This is a genomic window from Zooshikella ganghwensis DSM 15267 (genome assembly GCF_000428585.1).
Classification (GTDB): Bacteria; Pseudomonadota; Gammaproteobacteria; order Pseudomonadales; family Zooshikellaceae; genus Zooshikella; species Zooshikella ganghwensis.
Genome location: NZ_AUAF01000225.1, coordinates 1 through 4,985 on the forward strand (window position 1 = coordinate 1; position 4,985 = coordinate 4,985).

Here is a 4,985-nt window from a genome sequence, read left to right on the forward strand (position 1 = left end):
ATGTTCGCGAAAATACCGCCAGATATGTGTATCTTCATCTAGCCCAAAAAACTCGCCGATGAGCTCCATTGCAATCACTTCAGGATCAGAAAGGGAAGGCATAGTCCCTCGTTCACGTAATCGCTGGCCTTTAAGTAAATCATTAAAGGTATCATCAACCCAGCAATAAACTGCTATGATAAACTCTTCTACTGACATCCCCTGTCCCTTTGAATTTGTTTCGGCAAAACAAAGGTTGGGGTCAGGGGTTGTCATTTCAAACTAATAAAAGTCGAGCATCGCGTTCTATTAACATATAAATATAAAGTTAAATATCTTTTCCAAACGCCTGCTCTGCACATCTAATAAACCGATTTTGCTCATCTGTTGGCAAGCCATCTGCGTTTACTATAAAGTTCAGTGTATCAATCACAGATTTTTTTTGTGCTACAGTAAAGTCACTTTGTAGGGGAGCAAGGATATGTTTCACTTCCGCAATATAGTTTGTACTATCCTTCCATAAAAAAGCAGCTGTAGTGAAAGCTTCAAGTGCCTGCTTCTCCGAAAGGTAAAAAGTATCAACAAACGTTTGTATAATTGTATCTTTTAGCTCTTTTGTTATTTCACCCTGAAGTTTAGCAACACCGACAACTAATACAGTCGCCCCCTCAATTGGATTTTCCAATCTATGCAGTGGTTTAATAGAATAAAGCTTTGCCCATTTGTACCTTCTAGACCAATGGAACGGATTGAATGCGTTTAAATCAACGCCAGACTGTTGGAGCCGGTTAAAAGCCCAAACTAAAGCAGCAATAGATGTTATTAACCCGATAAGAATATGCATGTGACTATCCTGTTACACTGCCAAAAGAACTACTCTATTGAAGAATGATATCAACACACTGTAGCAGCCCTAAGCAAAGGACATATGTAGCCGCCAATATCAAACCAACACTTACTACACAAAGTTAGCTATCATATCACTGGATGATTCCCCCTCACAATTACGGGTTATACCAGTCAAATTTCTAAAAAGAATTAAAAAATATTTACTTATTTGCAAACATCAGAGTACTAGGGCCTGTTAACACTATTTGAATATCACTGTGATGACGGTAAAAGCACTCATCTAGGCGCGAAGCGTGAAGTTTAGTGGTTCTCAATGAACAATGAGCAACAACGAGTAGTGCTTTTACCGTCATCACCCTTTGGGCCGTGATTATTTTTTTATTCTTATTTGTTCTATACCTTCAACGAAGGGTTTTTAGTGCGGCTAGTTTGGTCTATGAAGACTTTTAATAGCGCGAAAAAATTGATTCGCGAAGGGTATACCCTTCACTATCGTTCTATCCTTCAACCAAATCAATAACACTAAATAATCGCAAGTACTACAACCGAGCTTATTGAAATATCTAAATAACTATCAATAACACACTTATGGTATTTTTGATATAAGCCAGTAATCAGCATAAGGTGGATTACACTCATCGAACTGTTAAACAGCAGAGCAAGGCAAAAAAACTCCAAAGGAGGCTTTACATTTTTTCAATGAGTACTTTGCAGACGTTGGAAAAAATGCTACAAAAAATGCTTTTTTAGATAAAAAGAGTTGCCATATAAGATGAAGCCACTCTCAAACCATCCTCTATAACAAATCATAATTTAAAGTTATACAATAGTTCTTAAAATTCTATACGTAAATAATAGAGGTGAAGTATTTATCTACTAGTCTATAGAAATAGACCTTTAACTTTCTTAGTTACTGTCATACTGACCAAACACGTCGTTTAGCATAATTAAAGGTATATATCTGCTCGATTCAACAATAATTTCTCACACTATCTTTTTATTAAAAATATCAGTGTATCAGTTTACCTAACAACTCCATAGCAGTGAATATAAAACCTATAACTGTTAACGAATGGAATAGTATAAATTATCTATAAGCAAGGAAGGTTATAATGAAATATAAAGAAAAATTATTCTTTTTCAGGCATAGCGTAATAGGTTACATAGGCGCAGTGTTTATCCTAGTTTATGCTCATAATGTATTAAGCGCTCAATCTATAGGTATAACATCTCACCAGTTCGAACAGCGACAGCTTATCTATTCAACAAATGAAATGTTTAGTTTTGATATCAACATTTTTTTAGAAAAAAGCGCTCCACATTTAGTTCAATATAGTGAAGTAATTTCTCATTGGAGTGGCTACTCTAGTATCAGCCCCAAAGTACTCATTGCTTTAATAGAGCAACAAACAGGGCTGATTACCAATAAACACTTAAATATATCAGAGTTTAATAAGCCATTTGGCGATCTTTCTGAAAAATATGGTTTTTCCAAGCAAACAGAAGATATTGCTATCAAACTTTCAACATTTTTTTATAATAATGAAAATAAAAAAAGAAATGCTATATCAGTAACCTCCACAGCACTCGAGCAACTTTTTTCGACAACGAGTCAACAGACAAGTACTGACAATTTACCAGAACAACATATCCGAAAAAGGTTAGATAATTTTTACACCATCTACTATCGACTATTTCCGGTCACATCGTATGAAAAGCAAGAATTTTCAACTGAGCAAAAACAGGATGAGTCAAACAATCAAAATATGCTAAATCCACGTCTTGTTGTCCCCCCTAATAACCTTTTGCAACTGCCTTACCTTTTAGGCAAAGCATGGTACTATGGTGGTAGTCATACCAATACAGGAAGCGGTACTTATCCACAATCTTCATTAGACTTAAATAATGGTGGTGTGTGGGGTTCTGATACCTCTCACCTATGGGTCGCAGCAGCTGCCGCTGGGCGTGCCAAAGTGCATTCATCCTGTAATTTAGAAATTGTACATGAAGGTGGCTGGTCTACCACTTATTATCACTTAGATAATATTCAGGTGAGAACCAACGACACAGTCTCTCGCAATCAAAAAGTGGCTAACTATGCAAGCAATAAGTCGCAAGCATTATGTCAAGGAGGACATTCTACAGGACCCCATCAACACTTTAGTCTTAAAAAAGACGGCCGATTTTATCATTTAAATGATGTAAAACTGTCTGGCTTTAAAGTGCATACCGGCAGAGATAGTTATGACTCAAACTGTAATTACTTTTGGCTCGAAAAAAATAATAACAAATACTGTGCATGGAATAAGCTCACCAATCCTGGGGTTCCTGGTGGTCCAGACCCCGATGATGACATTGAATTAAAAAATGGTATACCCATAGCCAACATATCAAAAACTAAAGGAGATCATACTTACTATAAAATTAAAATCCCGGCTAATGCCACCGAGCTTATGCTTAAAATTGATGGAGGTTCTGGTGATGCAGATATGTATGTCCAACCTGATACCAAACCAACACTCTCTAACTGGGATTGCCGACCCTATAAGGTCACTCAGCTTGAAAAATGCTCTTATGCAACACCCAAAGCCACAACCTATTATGTATTACTTCATGCATTCAGTAATTATAATGATATTACCCTGACCGCATCATATAAAAACTCAAAAGATCACACATTAGAAAACGGTGTACCAATAACCAATCTTAGTGCAACGAAAGGGCATCAGGTCTATTACCAAATTAATGTGCCCGCCAAAGCCACTAACCTAAAAATATCCGTGGATGGTGGAACAGGTGATGTAGATATGTATGTAAAATCAAGCACAAAACCCACATTATCAGAGTGGGATTGTAGACCATACAAAACAACTCAATATGAAGTGTGCAGTTACAATACGCCTGATACAGCAACTTACTACATAATGCTACATGCATTTAGTAATTACAGTGGTATTACATTAAAAGCTGCTTATGATAACTAACAGTTGTCATAATATCTGGTATGCTCAGTATCATTGAGCATGCCAGACTTATCATGCTAATCCCATGCCTTTAAAGACTCCTCATAAGATAACGTCTCCCCTGGAGGTTCTTCATTTGCTAATTTGGGTTTTGGTGCGCCCGGTCGATTCAACCAGTAACTTTCATTTTTAGGCTTGTTTAACTTTGGTTCACAGTGCTCTTGGCCGCTTTTGGCAATTTGCTGTAAACGATTATCCATTTCCTGAGCCATTTTATTCATTGCTTGCTGGACGGAGTGAGTACCCGTGACCGCTAATGAAACATACGTCCACCACACTTCAGATAATAATGGATAGTTTGGCACATTTAAACCTGTAGGTGTCCATGCATTTCTTGCATTACTACGATAAAACTCAACAAGACCACCGTATTTGTTGGCTGCCTTGGAAAAGGCCACAGAATTTATATCTGACTTTCTGATCGGTGTTAAACCAACAAGTAATTTACGTAAAGATACTGTTTTTGATACGACAAATTGTGCGTATAACCATGCAGCTTTCCTTCGATTTAATGGTGTATTTTTCAAGAAAGTCCACGCACCTACATCCTGATATCCCATTTTCATACCAGGCTCCCAATAAGCACCTCTCGGTGAAGGAGCCATACGCCATTTAGGTATACCATTACTATCGGTGACAGGCAGAGAAGGCTCTGTTAATGAGGCAGTATAGGCTGTATACCAAAAAATCTGTTGCGCAATATTACCTTCGCCAATGAGTGGTAGTGAACGTCTTTCATCCATATTAATGGCTTCAGGTGGTGCAAACTTTACCAGCCATTCCTTATATTTACGTAATGCGTATACAGCAGCAGGACTATTTAGTGCCCCACCTCTGGCCACACTGGCTCCCACAGGATGACAATCTTCAACTCGTATCCCCCATTCATCAACAGGCATACCATTTGGTAGACCTTTATCACCAGCACCCGCCATGGATAACCACGCATCTGAAAAACGCCATGCTAAAGAAGGGTCTTTTTCTCCATAATCCATGTGACCATAAACGGTTTTCCCATCAATTTTCTTAATTTTATTAGTAACAATACTCTAGACACTTTTACGCAGCCATAGCCCCATAGTCACTCATCTGTTTATACACTTGAGCGACTTTTTGAATACTTAAGCTTAACCC

General features: G+C 37.7%; 3 protein-coding genes and 1 pseudogene. 1 reads left to right on the forward strand and 3 read right to left on the reverse strand.

Annotation, left to right across the window (positions count from 1 at the left end):
* Nucleotides 1–198 (reverse strand): annotated as a pseudogene (locus F607_RS31645) (IS982 family transposase); the annotation flags it as partial.
* Nucleotides 199–307: 109 nt separating this feature from the next.
* Nucleotides 308–823 carry a TerB family tellurite resistance protein gene (locus tag F607_RS31650; RefSeq protein WP_051311808.1) on the reverse strand — a complete coding sequence of 172 codons (516 nt, stop codon included), beginning with the start codon at nt 821–823 and terminating at the stop codon, nt 308–310.
* Nucleotides 824–1,940: 1,117 nt separating this feature from the next.
* Here F607_RS31650 and F607_RS31655 point away from each other — a divergent pair.
* Nucleotides 1,941–3,812 (forward strand): pre-peptidase C-terminal domain-containing protein, encoded by a 1,872-nt coding sequence (locus tag F607_RS31655; protein ID WP_051311809.1) that lies wholly within the window; start codon nt 1,941–1,943, stop codon nt 3,810–3,812.
* Nucleotides 3,813–3,868: 56 nt separating this feature from the next.
* Here the strand turns inward: F607_RS31655 and F607_RS31660 are convergent, their stop codons facing one another.
* Nucleotides 3,869–4,846: a type 2 periplasmic-binding domain-containing protein gene (locus tag F607_RS31660; RefSeq protein ID WP_051311810.1), complete on the reverse strand. Its 978-nt coding sequence runs from the start codon at nt 4,844–4,846 to the stop codon at nt 3,869–3,871.
* Between the last annotated feature and the right edge of the window lie 139 nt (nt 4,847–4,985).